At 67.1% G+C, this 17,848-nt stretch carries 17 protein-coding genes; 8 read left to right on the top strand and 9 right to left on the bottom strand.

Going from position 1 to position 17,848, the window contains the following annotated elements:
* Positions 1 to 15: 15 nt before the first annotated feature.
* From ABZ863_RS11895 to ABZ863_RS11885, 3 genes are all read right to left on the bottom strand, one after another.
* Entirely contained in the window at positions 16 to 891 is an 876-nt protein-coding gene (locus tag ABZ863_RS11895) for an A/G-specific adenine glycosylase (RefSeq protein ID WP_358534264.1), read from the bottom strand.
* A gap of 10 nt (positions 892 to 901) precedes the next feature.
* Positions 902 to 1,393, bottom strand: coding sequence for a carbonic anhydrase (locus tag ABZ863_RS11890; RefSeq protein WP_358534262.1), 492 nt, complete (start codon positions 1,391 to 1,393; stop codon positions 902 to 904).
* A 63-nt stretch (positions 1,394 to 1,456) separates the two neighbouring features.
* Positions 1,457 to 2,557, bottom strand: coding sequence for a LacI family DNA-binding transcriptional regulator (locus ABZ863_RS11885; RefSeq protein WP_358534260.1), 1,101 nt, complete (start codon positions 2,555 to 2,557; stop codon positions 1,457 to 1,459).
* 188 nt (positions 2,558 to 2,745) lie between these two features.
* Between ABZ863_RS11885 and ABZ863_RS11880 the strand changes: the two genes are divergently transcribed.
* The 3 genes from ABZ863_RS11880 to ABZ863_RS11870 are packed head-to-tail and all read left to right on the top strand — an operon-like array spanning position 2,746 to position 5,405.
* On the top strand, positions 2,746 to 3,693 hold the full coding sequence (locus ABZ863_RS11880; protein ID WP_358534258.1) for a zinc ABC transporter substrate-binding protein: 948 nt from the start codon (positions 2,746 to 2,748) through the stop codon (positions 3,691 to 3,693).
* The gene (locus ABZ863_RS11875) at positions 3,690 to 4,508 is read left to right on the top strand and encodes a metal ABC transporter ATP-binding protein (RefSeq protein WP_358534256.1); all 819 of its coding nucleotides are present in this window, start codon (positions 3,690 to 3,692) and stop codon (positions 4,506 to 4,508) included. The genes ABZ863_RS11880 and ABZ863_RS11875 overlap by 4 nt, the downstream gene beginning before the upstream one ends.
* Before the next feature lie 9 nt (positions 4,509 to 4,517).
* Positions 4,518 to 5,405 (top strand): metal ABC transporter permease, encoded by an 888-nt coding sequence (locus ABZ863_RS11870; protein WP_358534254.1) that lies wholly within the window; start codon positions 4,518 to 4,520, stop codon positions 5,403 to 5,405.
* Between the two features lie 19 nt (positions 5,406 to 5,424).
* Here the strand turns inward: ABZ863_RS11870 and ABZ863_RS11865 are convergent, their stop codons facing one another.
* Entirely contained in the window at positions 5,425 to 6,654 is a 1,230-nt protein-coding gene (locus tag ABZ863_RS11865; RefSeq protein WP_358534252.1) for a DUF445 domain-containing protein, read from the bottom strand.
* A 115-nt stretch (positions 6,655 to 6,769) separates the two neighbouring features.
* On the opposite strand from ABZ863_RS11865, the gene ABZ863_RS11860 reads away from it, so the two are divergent.
* The 5 genes from ABZ863_RS11860 to ABZ863_RS11840 all read left to right on the top strand — a co-directional run bounded on the left by ABZ863_RS11860 (position 6,770) and on the right by ABZ863_RS11840 (position 11,854).
* A complete protein-coding gene (locus tag ABZ863_RS11860; RefSeq protein ID WP_358534250.1) occupies positions 6,770 to 7,645 on the top strand; it encodes a DivIVA domain-containing protein in 876 nt (291 codons plus the stop codon).
* 72 nt (positions 7,646 to 7,717) lie between these two features.
* Positions 7,718 to 8,368 (top strand): class II aldolase/adducin family protein, encoded by a 651-nt coding sequence (locus tag ABZ863_RS11855; protein WP_358534248.1) that lies wholly within the window; start codon positions 7,718 to 7,720, stop codon positions 8,366 to 8,368.
* 163 nt (positions 8,369 to 8,531) lie between these two features.
* The gene (locus ABZ863_RS11850; RefSeq protein WP_358534246.1) at positions 8,532 to 9,218 is read left to right on the top strand and encodes a hypothetical protein; all 687 of its coding nucleotides are present in this window, start codon (positions 8,532 to 8,534) and stop codon (positions 9,216 to 9,218) included.
* 126 nt (positions 9,219 to 9,344) lie between these two features.
* On the top strand, positions 9,345 to 10,874 hold the full coding sequence (locus ABZ863_RS11845; protein ID WP_358534244.1) for a DASS family sodium-coupled anion symporter: 1,530 nt from the start codon (positions 9,345 to 9,347) through the stop codon (positions 10,872 to 10,874).
* 59 nt (positions 10,875 to 10,933) lie between these two features.
* Entirely contained in the window at positions 10,934 to 11,854 is a 921-nt protein-coding gene (locus ABZ863_RS11840; RefSeq protein WP_358534242.1) for an NADP-dependent oxidoreductase, read from the top strand.
* A 6-nt stretch (positions 11,855 to 11,860) separates the two neighbouring features.
* On the opposite strand, the gene ABZ863_RS11835 is transcribed toward ABZ863_RS11840, so the two are convergent.
* The 5 genes from ABZ863_RS11835 to cysS form a co-directional block, all read right to left on the bottom strand.
* Entirely contained in the window at positions 11,861 to 12,463 is a 603-nt protein-coding gene (locus ABZ863_RS11835; RefSeq protein WP_358534240.1) for an RloB family protein, read from the bottom strand.
* The gene (locus ABZ863_RS11830; protein ID WP_358534238.1) at positions 12,463 to 13,812 is read right to left on the bottom strand and encodes an ATP-binding protein; all 1,350 of its coding nucleotides are present in this window, start codon (positions 13,810 to 13,812) and stop codon (positions 12,463 to 12,465) included. The genes ABZ863_RS11835 and ABZ863_RS11830 overlap by 1 nt, the downstream gene beginning before the upstream one ends.
* A 137-nt stretch (positions 13,813 to 13,949) precedes the next feature.
* Positions 13,950 to 15,386 carry an MBOAT family protein gene (locus ABZ863_RS11825; protein ID WP_358534236.1) on the bottom strand — a complete coding sequence of 479 codons (1,437 nt, stop codon included), beginning with the start codon at positions 15,384 to 15,386 and terminating at the stop codon, positions 13,950 to 13,952.
* A gap of 100 nt (positions 15,387 to 15,486) precedes the next feature.
* Positions 15,487 to 16,455: a 23S rRNA (guanosine(2251)-2'-O)-methyltransferase RlmB gene (gene rlmB, locus ABZ863_RS11820; RefSeq protein WP_358534234.1), complete on the bottom strand. Its 969-nt coding sequence runs from the start codon at positions 16,453 to 16,455 to the stop codon at positions 15,487 to 15,489.
* 4 nt (positions 16,456 to 16,459) lie between these two features.
* Positions 16,460 to 17,842, bottom strand: coding sequence for a cysteine--tRNA ligase (gene cysS, locus ABZ863_RS11815; RefSeq protein WP_358534232.1), 1,383 nt, complete (start codon positions 17,840 to 17,842; stop codon positions 16,460 to 16,462).
* Positions 17,843 to 17,848: the final 6 nt, after the last annotated feature.

The raw sequence follows: 17,848 nt of genomic DNA, 5'->3' as shown, positions 1-17,848 counted from the left end.
GAGGAAACCATTGTTTCAATTTTCGCCAGGCAGGGCGAATCGACCATCGTCGGTCTGCTCGACGAGACCGTCGACCAGTAACGAGTCAAGGCACCGGTCGCGCTGCCCCGCCTGCGCCCACACGAGGTCGAGCCGCGCCTTCTCCACCGGCTCGCTGGTGCCGCGCAGCACGTCGAGCAGCAGGCCGCGCACTTGCCGGTCGGTGCCGGCGAACTTCTGCACCGGCTTGGCCGGTCCCGCGTAGGCCGGCCTGCCCGCGTGCTGCCAGGCGCAGTCCGCGGCCACCGGGCAGCCTGCGCAGCTGGGGCTGCGTGCGGTGCAGACCAGGGCACCCAGCTCCATCAGCGCGGCGGAGAACCGCGCGGCATGCGCGTCGGCGACCGGCAGCAGGGCCTCGACATCGGCCATGTCGCGGGTCGTCGACGGCGGTCCGGCGTCACCGGCACCGTGCACCGCCCGCGCGACGACCCGCCGCACGTTGGTGTCCACGACGGGTGCCCGCTTGCCGTAGGCGAAGGCCGCCACGGCGCGGGCGGTGTAGGCCCCGATTCCTGGCAGCGCGAGCAACGTGTCGACGTCGCCGGGCACGACGTCATCGTGCTCGCGCGCGATCACCTCCGCCGCGGCATGCAGCCGCAGCGCCCGGCGCGGGTAGCCGAGCTTGCCCCAGGCGCGCAGCACCTCACCCTGGCTCGTGGCGGCCAGCGCCGAGGGGGCTGGCCAGCGGCTCAGCCACTGCTCCCAGATCGGCTGCACGCGGGCGACGGGCGTCTGCTGCAGCATGATCTCGCTGACCAGCACGCCCCACGCGGTGCAGTCCTGGCGCCGCCATGGCAGGTCTCGCCCGGTGGTGTCGAACCAATCGATCAGGGTGTCGGCGTCGATGGGCACGCCACGGAGGTTACGACACCTCGGTCAGCCAACCGGTGTGCACGTTGTAGACGAACCCACGCACCAGGTCGGTATGCGGCAGGAACCGGCTGGTCTGCACCCGCCGGATCGACTGCCGGACGTTGGCGGAGACATCGCGGAACGCCTCGACGGCCCAGGGCGGCCGCAGCCCGCTGGCCTGTTCGAGCTCGTCCTTGAAGCCGTCCTCGGTCACCGCGTTGAGGCCGCAGTCGGTGTGCTGCACGATCAGCACCTCGCGGGTGCCGAGCTTGCGCTGGCTGAGCGCGAGCGAGCGGATCATGTCGTCGGTCACGACCCCGCCCGCGTTGCGCAGCACATGGGATTCCCCCTGCAGCAGCCCGAACAGCTCGAACACGCGGATGCGCGCGTCCATACATGTCAGGATTGCGACGTGTAGTGATGGGCGGGGTGAGGAACGGTCCCCCGGCACCACGTTGCCGAGCTGTTCGTTGCGCTTGAGCAGCAGGTCGATCGCCGTCATGGGTTCATTGGAACCACGGTCCGCGCGGGTGCACAACCCGAGGCGCGAAACGTCACCACGCGGTTACGGCCCGAACCAGCGTTCCTCGGCGGTGCGCGGTGGGGCGGAGGTCGTCCCCACCCGCAGTTCGGTGGGCAGCGTGATCACCTTGGGGGCGACCCGGTCGTTCGCGCCGAGCAGCAGCTTGCCAGCGGCTTTGCCCTTCTCGAGTACCGGCTGGTGCACGGTCGTCAGGCCGGCGCGGGTGGCCTCGGCGATCCCGTCGAACCCGGTGATCGTCAGGTCGGCCGGTACCCGCAGACCACGCCTGCCGGCCTCGGCGAGTGCGCCAAGCGCGAGGATGTCAGAGGTGCAGATCAGTGCCGTCACGCGCGGATGAGTGTCCAGCAGCTGGCGAGCGGCGGAGGCGCCGTCGTCCACGTTGTGCTCGAAACGTTCCACCACCGGCACGGTCTGCCAGGACACGCCCGCGGCCTCGAAGGTCCTCGCCAGCGCGGCCAGCCGAGTGCGCTGAACGTGGTAGTGCGCCTGCTGCTGGCGCGAGATGGACACGAAGTCGTCGTTGCGGTCGCGAGCCAGCCGCATGCACAGCACACCGATCTGGCGGTGGCCGAGACCCACGAGGTGGTTGGCGAGGCCGACGGTCGCGGCGTCGTCGTCAGGGCCGACCCGGTCGACTCCCTCGATCTGCGGCTGGTCGACGATCACGGTGGGCACCGGGCGCTGCAGCACGGCAGCGAGGTGCGGGTCGTCGTCCGGGACGGAATAGACGACGAAACCGTCGACTCCCGCCCTGTGCACGGAGGCGACGTCCTCGCGGCCGGGGCTCGCGGGCACGAGATGCAGGCCGACGCCCGCGTCCTCACAGGCCAGCGCCAGTCCTTCCAGTACCCCGATCGCCGCGGGGTCACGAAAGGCGTAGGACAGGTTCTCGGTCAGCAGTAGGCCAACCGCGCCCGCCTTGCGGGTGCGAAGCGACCTGGCGACCGGGTCGGGGCCGGGGTAGCCGAGCCGTCGTGCCGTTTCGAGCACACGTTTGCGCAGCTCGGGTGATAGTTGATCCGGCCGGTTGTAGGCGTTCGACACTGTCGTCCTGGACACGCCCAGCTCGGCGGCAAGTGACGCCAGAGTGGCCTGCCGCCGGGTTCGCATCGGCCGGTTCATGAACAAACCGTAACGGTTCAGAAGCAAATGCAGAAGTTGCACCCAATCTGCATCACACCTAACGGTCCGTCGTGACGCGCGTCGCTGACCTGTGGATCCGTCACCGGATGGGGTAAGGTCAAATCGACAATGGTTTCCATTATCCTTACTGTTCGTGACCGACTGACTTGTCAACGGAGTGTGTGTCGATGAACTCTCGCCGCGCGAGGCGCCTGCTCGGTACGGCGCCGGTGCTCGTCGCACTGGCTCTCGGAGTGGCCGCGTGCGGAGGCGGCGGTGCTGCCCAGCCCGGCGCGGGCGGCGCGATCTCGGTGGTCGCGTCGACCAACGTCTGGGGCAGCGTGGTCCGCGCCGTCGGCGGTGACCACGTACAGGTCACCTCGATCGTCAACGATCCCTCCGCCGATCCGCACTCGTATCAGGCCAGCGCCGTGGACGCCGCCGAGGTGCAGTCGGCGCAGCTGCTCGTCTACAACGGCGGTGGCTACGACGACTTCTTCGCCCAGCTCGCCGGGCAGGTCACCGGCGCGAAGCCGATCGTGGCGTTCACGGGCGAGACGGAACACGGGGAGCAACCGCACGGTAGCGAGGGCGGGCACGACCACGGCGGGGTGAACGAGCACGTCTGGTACGACCCCCACGTCGTCGCCGCGGTAGCCGACCAGGTCGCCACCCGGCTCGGCGAGATCGACCCGGCCCAGCGCGAGACGTTCACCGGCAACGCGGGCGCGTTCACGGCGAAGCTCCACGAGCTGGAGGCGCAGATCGTCAAGATCGGCACCGACCACCCGGGCAGGAAGGTCGTCGCCACCGAACCCATCGCGCACTACCTGCTGGAGGCCGCGGGAGTCACCGATGCGACGCCGCACGACTTCGCAGAGGCCGTCGAGAACGAGACCGACGTCCCGGTCGCCGCACAGCAGGAGGTCACCGACCTGGTGTCGGGCAAGCAGGTGCAGGCGGTCGTCAACAACACCCAGACAGTGACGCCGGTGACCGAGAAGGTCATCGGCACGGCACGCGATGCGGGGGTGCCGGTGGTCGAGGTGACCGAGACGTTGCCGGAAGGCACGACGGACTACATTGCGTGGATGAGTGGCCAGGTGAATGCGTTGGCGGGAGCACTGAGCAAGTGAGTCGAGGAGTCGTCGAGATCCGCGACGCGGCGCTGGGGTTCGGTGCACGGACCCTGTGGTCGGGTCTCGATCTCGACGTGCGGCCCGGCGAGTTCCTCGCCGTACTCGGGCCCAACGGCTCCGGCAAGACCAGCCTGCTGCGCGTCCTGCTCGGCCTGCAGCCGTTGAGCACGGGCACCGTCAGTGTCGCGGGTAAGCCGCCGGGGCGTGGGAACAACAAGGTCGGCTACGTGCCACAGCAACGCGCGCTCGACGAGCAGCTCACCCTCCGCGGTGTCGACCTGGTGGGGCTCGGCCTCGACGGCGATCGCTGGGGTGTCGGCCTGTTCGGCATGCGCAGGCGCAGGCGGCGGATCGCCGAGGCCGTGGCGGCGGTGGGTGCCGAGTCGTATGCGGCCTCGCCCGTCGGCAAGCTCTCCGGCGGTGAGCAGCAGCGGTTGCGGGTCGCGCAGGCGCTGATCGGTGAGCCCGACGTCCTGCTCTGTGACGAACCGCTCGCGTCGCTGGACCTGACGCACCAGCAGGTGGTGAGCGAGCTGATCGACAAGCGGCGGCAGGAAGTCGACACCGCCGTGCTCTTCGTTACCCACGAGATCAACCCGGTCCTTTCCTATGTGGACCGTGTGCTGTACCTGGTGAACGGTCACTTCCGCATCGGTACTCCCGACGAGGTCATGAACTCGGCGACCCTGTCGGAGCTGTACGGCACCCGCGTCGAGGTGATCAAGGTCGGTGGGCAGATCCACGTCGCGGGCGCGCAGAGCGCACTGTGTGAGGACGAGATCCACCACCACGTTGGCGAACGAGTGTCATGAGGCCTGCCCGTGGATAAGCTCTTCGACTTCGAACTCACCGCGAACCTGCTCGGTTTCGGTTTCGTGCAGACGGCACTGCTCGCGGCGGCCGTGCTCGGGCTGGTCGCCGGCGCGCTCGGGCCGCTGATCGTGACAAGGCGGATGTCGTTCGCCGTGCACGGCACCGCCGAGCTGGCGTTCACCGGCGCCGCCGCCGCGCTCCTGCTCGGCATCGGGGTCAGCTACGGTGCGCTCGCCGGTGCCCTCGTCGCCGCGTTGCTGCTGGGCCTGCTCGGCGGCCGGGAGTCCGAACGCGACTCGGTGATCGGCGTGATCCTGTCGTTCGGGCTCGGTCTCGGCGTGCTGCTGCTCTGGTTCTATCCGGGCCGCGCCTCGAACAAGTTCGGCATCCTGGTGGGGCAGATCGTCGCGATCGAGCCGCAGAACCTCACCGTGCTCGTGGTCGCGGCCGTTGTGGTGCTGGCGGTGCTCGCACTCGTGTACCGGCCGCTGCTGTTCGCCTCCGTCGACCCGGCGGTCGCCATGGCACGGGGCGTTCCGGCCCGCTCGCTCGGCGTGCTGTTCGCCGTGCTCGTCGGCGTGGCGACCGCGCTCGGAGTGCAGATCGTCGGTGCACTACTGGTGGTGGCTCTCATGGTGACGCCGGCCGCCGCGGCTGCCCGGCTGACCGCGAACCCGTTGCGGGCCACCGTGCTCGCGGTGATCTTCGCGGAGGTCGCGGCGCTGGGCGGGATCATCCTCTCGCTCGCGCCCGGCGCGCCCGTCAGCTTCTTCGTCACCGCGATCTCGTTCACGATCTACCTGGTGTGCCGGGTCATCGCCTACGTCCGCGGCCGCCAAAGCCGGGTGGTCACCGAATCGGTTGCGGAGCCATCGCCTGCTGAATCCGTTCGCTGAAACAGTCGTCGTTGAGCAATCAGTGCAACAGCAGCAGGACCTGTAGCTCACCGACGATGAACCCGATGATGCCGCCGACCGCGATCAGCTTCCACTCGTCCTGCCGGAACGCGGGCCGCAGCAGCCCTTCGTACTGCACCGGCGTGAGCCTGAGCATCCGTTCCTCGACCATGTTCGCCACGTCCATCGCCTTGGTCAGGTAGCCCTCGGCCGGCTGGATCGTGCCGGGCAGCCGCTCGATCGCCTTCGCCGCCGCGGCACGTTTCATCTCCGCCAGCCGCTGCGGGCCGATGGCCACGCTCACGAGCGGTTTCGCGGCGTTGGCCTGTTCGTCGATCGCCTCGATGACCAACGTCTGGACCATGGCCATCAGCCGGTCCGAGCGCGGACCCCGCAGGACCGCCTCCATCAGGTTCGGCACGGTCAGCAGCTCACGGGCGATCAGCTCGCCGTACTGCCTGGCCACCTCGGTGCGCCGCCGCTGGAACCTGCCCTGGATCGTGAACCGGTTGAACAGCCGGATCGGCTCCCGGGGCACGAAGATCAGCTTGATCGCGAGCCAGTCGGTGAACAGCCCGATGCAGGCGCCGAAGAGTGGCATCACAAGTGGTTCCTTGGTAACCGCCCAGACAATGGACTGGACGATGCCGAGGACGAAGCCGAAGTAGATGCCGGAGCGGGCGATGAACGCCATCTCCGGCCGGGAGGTCTCCCGGATCAGCCGGACCAGCAGCGCCTTGTCCTTGGTCAGCCGCTGCACGGTCATGTGCTTGACGTCGAGGAGGTCGTCCAGGTTCTCGCGCAGCTCGTCCATCAGCTGACGGACCAGCTGCGGCGTCGATGCCTGGAGCTGCTTGACGATGAGCTCCTGCGCCATCGCGGGCAGGCGCTCCCACATGCGCGGGTGGTACTCGGCGAGCACGTCGCGGGCGATGCTGTCGACGGCCCGCAGCAGTGGCTGCTCGATCTCGCGGGCGATCCGGTCGGCGTCGACCCTGTCGAAGACGTCGCGGATGTCGAGCAGGTTCGCCGTCAGCAGGTCGGTCGCGATCGCGGCCATCCGGCCGCCGTGCCGGGGAACCACGCCCTGCCAGCCGAGGAAGGTGCCCTTGACCCCGGTCCACTCCAGTGGCCGGAACATCATCTCGATGGCCACGCGCTTGGTGACGTACCCGATGAGCGCCGCGACGAACGGGATGGCGGTGTACAGCGGCCAGTGCTGGGCGAGATCGTCCAGGACCGCGTCCATTTCGGACCCCCTCCCGGCGTCGGCGGCCTGTGCTCCACGCACAGTATCGGTCGCGAACAGAAAGCGTCCGTTTGGAGGTATGGGATTCCGCCTGTGGACTCATTAAGGTTGCCGAATGGCAGAAGCCGGAGTCCCCAACCCCACGAAGTCCACCCCGTTCACGACAGTCTTCCGTGGTTACGACCAGGTCCAGGTCGACGACTACGTCAAGAAGGTCTCCGTCGAGCTCAGGCAGACGGCCCGCAGCCGGGACGAGGCGACCGCCGCGGTCGCCGACCTCACCAAAGCGCTGAGCTATGCCCAGTCGGAGCTCGCGGATTCCAAGGCCGCCCTGACCCGCATGGTCGAGGACCCGTCCGGGCCGGCCGCGATGAGCGAGCGCGTCAAGACGATGATGCAGCTCGCCGAGGAGGAGATCGCCGACCTGCGCAAGAAGGCCGCTGACGAGGCCGCCGCGACAAGGTCCGCCGCCGATTCCTACGCGGAGAAGACCCGCGACAAGGCACGCGCGGACGCCGGCCAGCTGGCTGCCGAGTCCGAACAGCAGCGCAACCAGCTGGACAAGGAGGCCGAGCAGCGACGGATCGCGGCGGAGCGGAAGTCCGCCGACGAGGTAGCGGCGGCGGAGAAGGCGTCGGTCGACAAGGTCGCAGCCGCCGAGCGGAAGTCCGCCGAGGAGATCGCCGCGGCGGAGAAAACGTCGGCCGAGAAGGTCGCAGCCGCCGAGAAGAAGTCTGCCGAGGAGATCGCCGCCAAGACCGCCGAGGCGGAGCAGCGCGCCGGCAAGCGCGAGGCCGATGCGAAGCAGCGTGCGGAGGCCATGATCGCCGATGCGGAGAGCAAGCTCGCCGACGCCAACGCCAACCGCACCGAGGCGCTCGAGCTGCGTAGCGTTGTGGCTGACCGGCTCGCCGCCAGCCACACCGCTCTGCAGGACGCGCTGGAGCGGCTCGGCTCCGTACCCGAGGTTGCCGTCAAGCAGCCTGTCTGACCCCCCGTTGACCTCCAAGCGGTCGTGGAGCCCTACCCGGCTCCACGACCGCTTTCGCGTCACAATCGGTGAATGCTGCTGGGTGACGAGCGAGCCGCCGTCTGCGAGTACGCCCGCCGGATGGTCGCCGACGGGCTCGTCGTCGGCACGTCCGGGAACCTGTCTGTCCGGGCGGGTGACCTCCTCGCGGTGACTCCGACCGGTGTGGACTACGCCGAACTGCGGCCCGCGGACGTCCCGGTGGTCGGCCTGGACGGAACCCCCGTGGCCGGGCAGCTGCTGCCCACCAGTGAGCTGCCGATGCACTTGCGCGTCTACCGTGCGGCGACGGACCCGGACGGTCACCCGATCAGCGCCGTGGTCCATACCCACTCCGTGCACGCCACGGCGGTGTCCACAGTGGCCGACGAGGTGCCGCCGGTGCACTACCTCGTGGCTCTCATCGGCCCATCGGTACGTGTTGCCCACTACGCCGGTTACGGCACGGAGGAGCTCGCCACGGCCATGCTGGCCGCCATCGAGGGACGCCGTGGCTGCCTGCTCGCCAACCACGGCACGATCACCTACGGCGCCGGCCTGCGCGATGCCTACCACCGGGCGCAGCAACTGGAGTGGTTGTGCCGGCTGTGGCTGCTGGCCCGCTCCGCAGGCGAGCCGCGGTTGCTGCCGCAGGCCGAGATCGAGCGCACCGGTGAACGGCTCCGCGATTACGGTCAGCGGTAAATGATTTGCCGCCCGTGCGGCGTTTGAAAACAATTCGGCCACGCGCGGGTTCCGGCGCTGGCGACTGTGATCCGTCCAATCGCCGAAGATGCCACTACGCCGCCAGTGCTGCGGCTTGGTAACAATAAGGCCGTACCGGGATTGAAGCGTGCACTATTTTCAGGTGAACTCGGATGCTGCTGACAAAGCATCGTTACCCGTCGACTTCACCGTTTACGGGCTCGACCAGACATTTCGCGGCCCGCGCTGGGTGGATTTCTTCGAGGGCGTGCCAGACGCCGCACCATGGGCGTTGTGGCTGGGGCACCGGGAACGGGACAGCACGCGCGGTGTGCGGATCGGCAGCATGCCCCGTGCACGCTATGACCAGACCATGTGCTCGACCGGGGGCGATCCCCTGGCCGAGGTGGCCTTCAGCGGCGCATTCGGCCTGGTCAACCTCACCCTGCCGGATGGTTCCGTGCCGAGGCCAGAGGGGCTGATCCAATCACTCGTCGAGCACGCCGAGCAGGAGGCGAAGCGGTACCCGGCGTGGCCGTGGGTCCGCTGGGACGTCGACGGCACGTCGGTGCCCGCCAGGGTGTTGCGTTTCGCCGGAGCGTGGGCGGGTTTCACCGACGGGCTGGCGGACACCTACGTGGTGGCGATCGGCATCGGCGTCGAGCCGGAAGGTCTGCGCCTCGTGCCGATCTCGGAAACGGCGGCCTATGGCACCGACCTCACTGCTCCGCTGAGCCTGACGGCGCTGGGGCGGTACAAGAGCAACCGGCCAGAGGCATGGTTCCCGCCGCCGCAGCGAGACGCATTTCATCCAGACCAGTTGGCGCTCGTACCGAAGTCCGAAATCTAACCTTTTGGTCTAGTGACGCGGATCACTGATCGCTAGGGTGCCCCCATGCGACCAAGCGACGAGGCTGAAGGTCAGCGAACACAGACTGTCACTGAGGCCCTTCTCTCCGGAAGTACTTACCGCGGTGTGGCCGAGCAGAAGCTGTCACCGGCCGAGGAACGCTTCGAACGTGCAAGGCGGACGGTCGGGTTCGTGCTCGCGCCGCTGGTCACCATCGTGTTCCTCGCTCTGCCCACCACCCTTGACTCGAGCCAGCAGCAGCTCGCCGCCGTGTTGCTCGGCGTCGTCGTGCTCTGGGTTTGTGAACCCGTTCCCATTCCCATCGGCGGGCTCATCGGAGTCGCGGCCATCGTGATGATGGGCGTCATGCCGGTGGACGACGTGCTGGCGCCGTTCGGTTCGTCAACGGTGTTCGTCTTCATCGGCGCCTTCATCCTGGCGCAGGCGATGTTGCGGCACGGGCTCGCGCGCCGGTTCGCCTTCCGGATACTCGCGCTGCCCGGCGTCGGCCGAAGCACCTGGCGCGTGATCATCGCGCTCGGTGCTGTCACCTGTGTGCTGTCGGCGTTCATTTCCAACACCGCGACGGTCGCGATGTTGCTGCCGACCGCTGTCGGCCTGCTGTCGGTGATCGCCGAGCTAGTGCGCAGGCAGCAGCCGGAAGGCCAGGACTTCGACCCGTTGCGCCTACGGGTTGGCATCGCCCTGATGCTCGTGCTCGCCTACGGCGCGAGCGTCGGTGGGCTGCTGACACCCATCGGATCGCCGCCGAACCTCATCGGCAGGGAGCTGATCGAGGAGGCGACGGGTGCTCGCATCTCGTTCCTGGAGTGGACGACGGCCGCGCTGCCGATCTGCGCGTTGATGTTCGCCGTGCTCGTCGCGGTGCTGATCCTGCTCAACCGGCCGGAGATCAAGCAGTTGAGCGGCGTGGAGGACTACGTCGCCGCGGAGCGCGCCAAGCTGGGCAAGCTCTCCAGGGCGGAATGGAACACGCTGATCGCCTTCTCCGTCACTGTGACGCTGTGGATCACCCCCGGCATCGTCGCGCTGGTCGCGGGCAACGACTCGGCGGCGTACGAAACGATCAGTGACCGGCTGGACGAGGGCATCGTGGCGGTGCTCGGCGCGGCACTGCTGTTCATGCTGCCCACGAACTGGCGGCAGCGCCGTTTCACGCTGACCTGGTCGGAGGCCGCGCGCATCGACTGGGGGACGGTGCTTTTGTTCGGCACCGGCATCATCTTCGGCTCGCTGCTCAGCAACACCGAACTCGCGCAGCGGGTCGGCTCGGCGCTGGCGAACACCTTCGGCCTGACGAGCACCGTGGCGCTGGTCATTTTCGCGGTGCTGCTGGCGGTGGTCGTCTCGGAGACCACGTCCAACACGGCTGCAGCGGCCGTGGTGGTGCCGATCGTGATCCCGATCGCGGCCGCATCCGGCATCGATCCGTTCATACCCGCGCTCGCGGCGACCTTCGCGGCGTCGTTCGGCTTCATGCTGCCGGTGTCGACACCGCAGAACGCGATCGTCTACGGCTCGGGCGCGGTCCCGATCACGAAGATGATCCGCTCCGGTGTCGTCTTCGACGTGGCGGGCGCGTTGCTGATCATGCTGATGCTCCCGGTCATGGTGGCGTTGACCGGTCTTGGTTGACGCGCTGCGGGCGACCAGGCGCGGGGAATGAATCGGGCGGGGCGGAAGTTGCCCCGAGCATGAAGGCAATCGTGCTCGACCAGTACGGCTCGCCCGACGAACTGCGCCTGGTCGACCTCGGCGAACCCAGGGTCGCCCCTGGTGAGGTCCTGATCCGGGTGAAGGCTGCTGCGGTGAACCCGGTCGACTGGAAACTCGCCGCCGGCAAGCTCGATCCGATCATGGAGGTCCGCTTCCCGCTGATCCCGGGCTGGGACGTCGCCGGGGTCGTCGAGCGGGTCGGGCTCGATGCAGGTGAGTTCGCGGTTGGCGACGAGGTCTTCGGCTACATCCGCAAGGACTGGGCGCAGAACGGGGCCTACGCGGAGCTCGTCTCGGCGAACGTGCGGATGCTCGCCAGGAAGCCGGCTGCGCTCAGCTGGGCAGAGGCGGCCGGGGTGCCGCTGGCCGGCCTCACCGCCTACCAGTCGATCAAGCGGGTAGGCGTCGGTGCGGGCGACACGGTGCTCGTGCATGCCGCGGCAGGTGGTGTCGGATCGTTGGCGGTGCAGATTGCGGTCGCGCTCGGTGCCCGTGTGATCGGCACCGCGAGCGAGCGCAACCACGACTTCCTGCGTTCCCTAGGCGCCGAACCGGTCGCCTACGGGGAGGGGCTGGTAGACCGGGTGCGCGAGCTGGCGCCGGACGGTGTCGACGCTGCCCTGGACTTCATCGGTGGTGACGCGGTGGACATCTCGCTGGCACTGGTGCACCTGCCCGACCGGATGGCTTCGATCACCTCGGCCGAGGTGCGGGACAAGGGTGGTCACTACGTCTGGGTGCGCCCGGATGCGACCGGCTTGGCGGAGCTGGCGAAACTCGCGGATGCGGGCAAGCTGAGCGTGCACGTGGCCCGCGCGCTCCCGCTCGCGCAGGCAGCGGAGGCGTGGCGACTGAGCGCGGCGGGACACACCCGAGGCAAGATCGTCCTGACTGTCTAGTCGCCTTCAGAACTGGTTACGCTCGGCTCGAGCTGGGTCGTGTATGTAGTCAACGAGACCGGCGACTCCGGTCCCCGGGTTCCTGGGCACGTGACTTGAATCTTTGGGAGCACGGCCCACAGCCTGCCGGGCTAGTGCGAAATCAAAGCTCGGCGGTATGTCCTTGCCTTTTATGCCATAGCCGCGTAAGGCTCTGCGGAGATACGTCGAGTCCACGTGCTTGGTGCAATCGCAAAAATGCCAGAGGAGCCAAAGCTCGAAACATGGGTTACTGATGGCCGGTGCTAGCGCCTGTGGGATTTTCTTGTGATCATCCACGTCGAAGACGCGCCAGGCTGTATCGTAGCCATCCCGATCGCCGACCAGTCTTCCGTTGTCTGTTTCGTTTGCCGCAGCGTTGATAATGGAGACTGGGTCGCGCCCGCGACCCTTGACTTTCACGTCCACCACGCTAATGGCAGCTGCTCTTAGGTAGTCCGCGAGCCTTTTGAAGTACTGTACCTCGGTTTTCTCGCCTTCTGCAACGAGGAGAATCCGCGGATTCTCTCGTCGCGTCGCCTTTTTGCGGCGCAGGTCGGCTGAGCCTCGCGGGACTCGACCTCGCCCCACTAGTGGGCGACCTTTTCCAGGAGTCGTTTAATTCTTCCTGCGTCTACCATGGGGACCGCGCCATACCTGCCCTGCATGTACCTACGCTCGAAGTTGTCATCTTTTCTGACTTCGAACTCGTGCAAGGAGTACAGCTGAGAAGCGCTTCCCCGATCCTTTTCGGTGAACCATACTTCATCGGACCCCAGTGACTGGTCGACCAGCTTCCCGATGAGTGAGACGTCGTGAGAGGTGAATATCAACTGTGCGCCTAGTTTGTTGACTGATTCGTCTTTGAACATCTTGATGAGGGTCGACGACAGGAGTGGGTGCAAGCTGGCGTCGATCTCGTCAATTAGCAGCACCTGTCCGTTCTTGAGGCAGTTGATCGCTGGCACGCCGATTGTCAACCAGGCGATAGTTCCCGAGCTTGCATCGCTAATCGACAGTGGCTCGCCTGAATTTTCGCCATTCGCCCCAGAGTGGGAGAAGCGGATCTCGCTGCTGATTTCCTTGAGGATATCCTCCATGTCGACCTCGGGTGGGCGCTCATCATCGCCTTCATTTATGGCTGCGAAGATCCGGGCAAACTTCTGTTTGATCTTGTCGTCAATTGTGGCTTGATGTAGCTTGATGCTGGATATCCCGAGATCGGCCAGTCTGAGAAGTGACTCGGCTTCTCGAAGAAGTTCAGGATCTTCGATGGCCTGCTTGATCCACCGTAACCTGGAATTTCTGTCGTTCTCGTTGTAAGCGGCGTAGGAAACGCCGCCGACCAAGGCATCGGCAAGTCTGTTCAGTAGTGGGTGTTGACTATTTGCGGCAAACGACAGGAACAGCGTCTTTGGTCCAACCATTTTGCTGAGGGACACGTTTTGTCCAGGTAAGGTCCGACCAAAAGAATATTGAGAATCCAAGAGCCCCACTCGGTGGAACAGAAGCCGTGGGCGGGCATGCGGGTAGCTGTTCAGCCACTCTTCGTGGATTCCCTCGTGGTTGGATTCAAAGCCGTAGTTGTACCGAGTTCCGTCAACAACAAAGTCGACCTCATAGGTTGAGGTCTGCTGCCGATGGTGATCATCGAGCTTGAATGGACGATATGGAAACTTCTTGCGCTTCGCCCATATTGTGGCCGAGTTGGCAACGGCTTGCACGAGGAAATCTATCGCGTCGAGAACTGTCGATTTGCCGGACGCATTGGCGCCATAGATACCGGCGACGCGAGTGGTAGCCCGAAGCCAGTCCTTGTCGGCCGGCACCGCGCCACGGGCGGCAGACGACGCGAGCGATAGCTCCGCTGGATCGCGCAAGGACCTGTGGTTGGAGGTCCTGAAACGTAGTAGCATCGCCTGCTCCAGTGTCGAAATCATGCAGTTTGGATCCTCTTCTCGTCCTTTTTCGACGAGAATCGGCTCGAAACCGCGTCCCTGCGACAGAGTACACCGCCATCGCGGGGTAGGGTGAGCCCCTTTCGGCAGAGCCACCAAAGTTTGGGGCCGCTCGGGCCTCAGAACTGGTAGTACAGGAACGGGCTGAAGGTTCCTGTTGCCACCAGGATCGCGGCGTAGGCGAGGCCGACGGTCATGATGCTGATCCGCAGCGCCGTGGCGGGCTTGCTGCGCGCTGATTCCAGCAGCGGCCCGATTACCGGATGTGCGGGGAGGACGAAGATCGCCAGCGCGGCGAGCAGGATCACCAGCCGCTGGTTGGTCAGTGCCGATTCGACGACGTCGGTGAGCCCTTCGAAGTCCGGCACCAGCATCTGCCCCAGCATCGTCAGCGCGTGACCGAGATCGGGCGCACGGAAGAACACCCAGCCGAAGATCACCAGCACCAGAGTGAGCGCCCGGCGCGCGACCCGGGCGCCGGCGGCCTGCGGAGCCTTGTCCCAGCCGCAGGCTCGCTCGATGATCAGCAGTGCGCCGTGGTAGATGCCCCAGATGATGAACGTCCACGCCGCGCCGTGCCAGAACCCGGTCAGCACGAACACAATGCACAGGTTCCGGTAGGTCTTGCGGGCACCGCCGCGGTTGCCGCCGAGCGGGATGTACACGTAGTCCCGGAACCAGCGCGACAGCGACATGTGCCAGCGCCGCCAGAACTCCGTGATGGTCACCGACGAGTACGGCCGGGCGAAGTTCTCCGGCAACCGGAAGCCCAGCATCCGGCCCAGCCCGATCGCCATGTCGGAGTAGCCGGAGAAGTCGAAGTACAGCTGCAGCGTGTAACCGATCGCGCCGAGCCAGGCGATCGCGAACGTCATCTCATCGGCGGGGGTGGCGAAACACGCGTCCACCATGGGAGCCAGCGAATCGGCGATGATCGCCTTCTTGCACAGCCCCAGCGCGAACCGTGGGAAGCCGGCGGCGATGTCGTCGAGCCGGTGCGAGCGCTGCTGCGGCAGCTGGTCGGCGATCTCCCGGTAGCGCACGATGGGGCCCGCCGCCAACTGCGGGAACATCGCGATGTAGGTGCCGAAGGACACCGGATTGCGCAACGCCGGCCGCTCGCCCCGGTAGATGTCCACCACGTAGGAGATGTGGTGGAACGTGAAGAAGGAGATCCCGATCGGCAGGGCGAGCTCCGCGATCGGGAGATCGCCGCCGAACAGCTGCGCGAACCACGCGATCTGCTCGGTGGCGAAACCCGCGTACTTCCACACCAGCAGGATCGACATGTCGAAACTGATGACGCCGATGAGCAGCCAGCGCCGCCGGTCCGCCGAACGCATGCCCCACTCGTCCGGTTCCAACGCCGGCCCGGCCAGGAAGTTGACGACCATGCACGCCAGCAACAGCAGCGTGAAGGCCCCGGCCCCGGTTGCGTAGAAGACCAGGCTGCCGATCGCGACGATGCCGTTTCGCCAGTTTCGCGGGCACACCACCAGCGCCAACAGAATCGCGGGCATGAAGTACCACAGGAACAGCGGCGAGACGAACGACATCCGGCGGCCCCCTGGTCACGATGCGGCACCGTGACCCTAACCGAGCGTCCCGCCCGGCGTGGCCAAGACCAAGGTCATTGGGCGAGCGAGCTCTACTAGCTCACACGCGACCGGCGACCCTTCGCCTCCTGGCGACCTCAGCGAGCAGCACGCCTGCCGCCACCGAGGCGTTGAGCGACTCCACACCGGGCGCCATCGGAATGGACACTGTGACATCGCAGTTCTCGCGCACGAGGCGGGACAACCCACGCCCCTCGGAGCCCACCACGATCACCAGCGGATCGGTGGCGAGGTCGAGTGCGTCGATGCTCAGCGAAGCGTCGGCGTCCAACCCGGCGATCATCAGGCCGTCGGCCGCCCACGCCTGCAGCTGCCGGGTGAGGTTCGTGGCGATGGCGACCGGCAGCCGGGCCGCGGTGCCTGCGCTGGTCCGCCAGGCCACCGCCGTCATTCCGGCGCTACGCCGGGTGGGCAACAGCACGCCGTGCGCGCCGAACGCCGCCGCCGAGCGGATCACCGCGCCCAGGTTGCGCGGGTCGGTCACCCCGTCGAGCGCCACCAGCAGCGGGGGTTCGCCGGAGTCGCGCGCGGCGGCCAGCATGTCGTCAGGGTGCGCGTACTCGAACGGCGGGACCTGCAGGCCGAGGCCCTGGTGGACGGCGCCCCCCGTCTTACGGTCGAGCTCGTCGCGTGGCACCTCCAGGATCGAGATGCCCTTGTCGGCAGCCATGCGCACGGCCTCGGCCACCCGGTCGTCGGCGTCGATGTTGAGTGCCACGTACAACGCAGTGGCCGGGACGCCGGCGCGCAGTGCCTCCACCACCGGGTTACGGCCGGCAATGATCTCCGGTCCCTCGGCAGCCTTCTTCGCGGACTGGCGCTTCCTCTCGTCGCGTGCGGCTGCCGCGGCTGCACGCCGTTGCGCGGGATGTCCGGGACGCTGCTCCGCCCTGGGTGTCGGGCCCTTGCCCTCGAGCCCCTTGCGTCGCTGGCCGCCGGAGCCGACGACCTGACCCTTCTTGGTTCCGTCCTTGCGGATCGCGCCGCGGCGGTGGGAATTGCCTGCCATGTCTTCAGTCTCTCACTGTCCACAAGGGACCATTAGGGGTGTCTTCCACCGCGATGCCGGCAGCTGTCAGTTGGTCACGGATGGCATCCGCGCGCGCGAAGTCCCGGCCGGCGCGGGCTTGCTGCCGCTCGGTCAGCATCTGCTCCACCAGTTCGCCGAGCGCGTGTGTCCCCGCGCCACCGCCGCCCTCCGCCCACCGCTCGGAGAGCGGGTCCAGGCCCAGCACGTCGGTCATCGCCCGCACCGTCTCGGCGAGTTCGAGTGCCTTCGCGTTGTCGTTCGCGTCGAGGGCGGCGTTGCCGTCCCGCACCGTGTTGTGCAGTACCGCGAAGGCTTGCGGCGTGCCGAGGTCGTCGTCGAGTGCCGCGGCGAACTCGGCGGGTAGCTGTCCGATGTGGACATCGCCGGTGCTGCCGACGACCCGGCGCAGGAACTGCTCGATGCGCCGGTAGCCCTGAGCGGACTCCGACAGGGCGGCATCGGAGTACTCGATCGTCGAGCGGTAATGCGGCTGGATGAGGTAGTACCGCAGCTCTACCGCCCGGTAACGGCGCAGCATCTCCGGAATGGACACGACATTGCCCAGCGACTTGGACATCTTCTCGCCGGACAGCGTCACCCATGCGTTGTGCAGCCAGAACCGGGCGAACCCGTCGCCTGCCGCCTGTGACTGGGCACGCTCGTTCTCATGGTGCGGGAACACGAGATCCACGCCGCCGCCGTGAATGTCGAACTCGGCGCCCAGGTAGGCGGTCGCCATGGCCGAGCACTCCAGGTGCCACCCGGGCCTGCCGGGGCCCCACGGTGTCGGCCATGAGGGCTCGCCCGGTTTGCTGCCCTTCCACAGCGTGAAGTCGCGGGCGTCGCGTTTGGCGGTGGCCAGTGTCTCGCCCTGCTGAACCTCCTCGAGCCGCTGTCCGGACAGTGCGCCGTAGCTGTCGAACGAGGTGACCGAGAAGTACACGTCGCCGTCGGCTGCGTAGGCGTGCCCGTTGTCGATGAGCCGCTGGATGAGCTCGATCATCTGGGTGATGTGCCCGGTGGCGCGCGGCGCGATGGACGGCGAGAGGCACCCCAATGCCGTGTACGCCTCCTCGAACGCGCGCTCGTGGGTTGCCGCCCACTCCCACCACGGCCTGCCCGCGTCGGCGGCCTTGGTGAGGATCTTGTCATCGATGTCGGTGACGTTGCGGACCATCAGCACATCGAGTCCACTGTGGAGCATCCAGCGCCGGAGTACGTCGTAGTTCAGCGCGCCGCGGACGTGGCCGATGTGCGGGACGCCTTGGACGGTGGCCCCACAGACATACATGGACGCCGTTCCACTGCGTGCGGGATGGAACTCCCGCACGCCCCTGGTCGCGGTGTCGTAGAGATGTAGGACCACGTTGAA

The organism is Saccharomonospora sp. NPDC046836 (assembly GCF_040645195.1).
GTDB lineage: Bacteria > Actinomycetota > Actinomycetes > Mycobacteriales > Pseudonocardiaceae > Prauserella_A.
The sequence above is the reverse complement of the archived record's forward strand: the minus strand, read 5'-3'. Positions and strand labels throughout refer to the sequence as shown.

Coding starts and splice junctions, on each gene's coding strand:
- rlmB (WP_358534234.1), bottom strand. CDS start 16,455: ATGGCAGGCAATTCCCACCGCCGCGGCGCGATCCGCAAGGACGGAACC.
- ABZ863_RS11825 (WP_358534236.1), bottom strand. CDS start 15,386: ATGTCGTTCGTCTCGCCGCTGTTCCTGTGGTACTTCATGCCCGCGATT.
- ABZ863_RS11880 (WP_358534258.1), top strand. CDS start 2,746: ATGAACTCTCGCCGCGCGAGGCGCCTGCTCGGTACGGCGCCGGTGCTC.
- ABZ863_RS11855 (WP_358534248.1), top strand. CDS start 7,718: ATGCTGCTGGGTGACGAGCGAGCCGCCGTCTGCGAGTACGCCCGCCGG.
- ABZ863_RS11860 (WP_358534250.1), top strand. CDS start 6,770: ATGGCAGAAGCCGGAGTCCCCAACCCCACGAAGTCCACCCCGTTCACG.
- ABZ863_RS11830 (WP_358534238.1), bottom strand. CDS start 13,812: ATGATTTCGACACTGGAGCAGGCGATGCTACTACGTTTCAGGACCTCC.
- ABZ863_RS11885 (WP_358534260.1), bottom strand. CDS start 2,557: ATGAACCGGCCGATGCGAACCCGGCGGCAGGCCACTCTGGCGTCACTT.
- ABZ863_RS11840 (WP_358534242.1), top strand. CDS start 10,934: ATGAAGGCAATCGTGCTCGACCAGTACGGCTCGCCCGACGAACTGCGC.
- ABZ863_RS11890 (WP_358534262.1), bottom strand. CDS start 1,393: ATGACGGCGATCGACCTGCTGCTCAAGCGCAACGAACAGCTCGGCAAC.
- ABZ863_RS11865 (WP_358534252.1), bottom strand. CDS start 6,654: ATGGACGCGGTCCTGGACGATCTCGCCCAGCACTGGCCGCTGTACACC.